Annotated in this window: 2 protein-coding genes; one reads left to right on the forward strand and one right to left on the reverse strand. The window is 69.7% G+C overall.

All coding sequences use genetic code 11. The annotated features are described in order from the left end of the window. Positions 1–236: 236 nt before the first annotated feature. Complete coding sequence (locus AB8Z36_RS38085) at positions 237–473, reverse strand: hypothetical protein (protein ID WP_369217945.1); 237 nt, start codon at positions 471–473, stop codon at positions 237–239. A gap of 256 nt (positions 474–729) precedes the next feature. On the opposite strand from AB8Z36_RS38085, the gene AB8Z36_RS38090 reads away from it, so the two are divergent. Continuing rightward, entirely contained in the window at positions 730–2,076 is a 1,347-nt protein-coding gene (locus tag AB8Z36_RS38090) for a hypothetical protein (RefSeq protein WP_369217946.1), read from the forward strand. Positions 2,077–2,112 lie beyond the last annotated feature (36 nt).

A 2,112-nucleotide genomic window follows, 5' to 3' on the forward strand; every position in this document is an offset into this window, starting at 1 on the left:
CTGCTCGCATGGGTTCGACGGGAACGCTGCAGCCGGACGGCGAGTACCGTCATCGGCCGTCGCCCGGCGCTCTTCCCTGGACCGGACGACGCGCAGCCCCGCAGGGTCCCCGGCGGGCCACTCCAGACCACCCGGACCGCGCAGAATCGGCGTCCCTCCGCGGACGTCGGTCACGATGGCCCGGCAGCCCGGCGCGTATTCCACCTCATCGCCCACCCCGGGCTTCCGCCCGGCGCTCACCGTGCCGCCTCGATCGCATCCGGAGAGGTGGTCCACTCCACCCCGCCGTCCTCTGGCGCGAGCCACACCACGGGCGGCGTCGTGGGGATGACGATGACGGGCTTGAGGGTGCCCTTCTTCACGTCAGGGGCGAAGGCGCGGAAGACTCCGACGCGATCGCCATGCGCGTGGTCGATGACCTTCTGGCCGATCAGAGGGTGGGACCAATGCCCCATGCCGATGAACTGACTCATGGCGGACGGAACTCCTCGCTGCGTCATGCGCGCTCAATTCGTCACGTTCAGTGACGACGGACTATGAGCTTGGCGTCAGGTCCGTCCGCATCTCCACCGTCATCGCACCGTCACGTTCTCCGGCTCCGGGTGACGGGCGACGTCATCGGACCGTCATCCGACCGTCACCTTCGTCCCGGACACCGGAATCGACGAGTTCACGGGTAGCTACCGCCTACCGTCTGTTCAGGCGCACCTCGACCGCTTGGAGGTCACCATGCGCACCCTGCTCCAGCTACTCACCGCCCAGCGGGACTGGCAGTCCTATCCCACGTTCAAGGCGCAGTTCGAGCGAGCGGCGCGGGAGCTGGCCGGGATCGAGGGGACCCCGCACCTCGCCCACCTCGCCCCTTCGGAACGCACCTACGAGCGCTGGTATCTGGGCGAGACCAAGCCGGTTCCTGACGCCCGTCGCGTCCTGGTCCACATGTTCGGCTACGCGATCGACGAACTTCTGACGCCGCCGGTGGCGGGGGTGCACGTTCCGGTGACGGATTCCCGCGCCCGCCGCCCGCCACCCGACGGCCACTTCAGTACGGGCGCGAACATCCACGAGATGGAAAGGCAGGCGGCGATGGCGGCGAGCAGGGCATTGCGGTACGCGGTGATGGCGGAGACCAACTCGATCGGAGCTGAGACCTTCGGGCACATCCGGGACGAGGTGCGGCGGATCGGCGCGGCGTACCCTCGGGTGGCTCTCCACGAGATCCTCCCCGACCTCACCGAGGTCCACGACCTGATCTTCCGTCTTCTGGAGTCCGGGCGGGCCACCCCGGCGCAGGGTGTCGACCTCCAGCTCCTGGCGTCCATGGCCTCCGGCATGCTGGCCAAGGCGTCCCACGACCTCTCCGACCCGAGGTCGGCGATGATGCAGGCCCGCGCCGCCTATGTCTGCGCCGACCAGGCGGGACACACCGGCATGCGCGCGTGGGTGCGGGGCTTGCAGTCGCTCATCTCCTACTGGGCCGGACGCCCTGCGGACGCCGTGGTGTACGCCGGGCAGGGGAACGCTCTGCTCACCGCCCCGGCCGGGACTGTCGCCGTCTGGCTCGCCGCTCAGGAAGCCTGCGCACACGCGGCTCTTGGCGACAGCGACCGGGTACGCGCTTCCCTGGCACGTGCGACGGACGCCCGTGACGTCGCTGTGCTCGACGACCTCGACTCCATCGGCGGCATCTTCACCTTCCCCCAGCCCCGCGAGACGTATTACGCGGCCGAGGCCCTCGTTCTCCTGGGCACGCCGGGCCCGGAGAAGGAACGCGCGGCGCAGGAGGCCGTTCACGCGTATTCCGCTGCCCCCGCGGACGAGTGGGCGTTCGGTGCCGAGGCCGGCGCACGATCCGGCCTCGCGCTCGCGCGCATCTCCGAAGGAGACATCGACGGTGCCGCCGAAGCCCTCGGTCCCGTGCTCGACCTGCCGTCCGGTCGGCGCAAGAACGGCGTCGTCATCTCCGTGCAGCGTGTCCACGACGCGCTTTCCACCGGCCGCGCACGAGCGGCGCGCAGGGCAGGGGATCTGAGAGCCGAGCTGGAGGTGTTCACCGCAACATCGCTGCCGAGGTGACGTCCGAGAACACGGCAGCGATGTTGCGGTGAACAC

Source organism: Streptomyces flavofungini, from assembly GCF_041028215.1.
Lineage (GTDB): Bacteria > Actinomycetota > Actinomycetes > Streptomycetales > Streptomycetaceae > Streptomyces > Streptomyces flavofungini_B.

What these genes read in the sequence shown, in the direction of transcription:
- AB8Z36_RS38085 (WP_369217945.1), bottom strand. Translation starts at nt 473, where the DNA reads ATGAGTCAGTTCATCGGCATGGGGCATTGGTCCCACCCTCTGATCGGC.
- AB8Z36_RS38090 (WP_369217946.1), top strand. Translation starts at nt 730, where the DNA reads ATGCGCACCCTGCTCCAGCTACTCACCGCCCAGCGGGACTGGCAGTCC.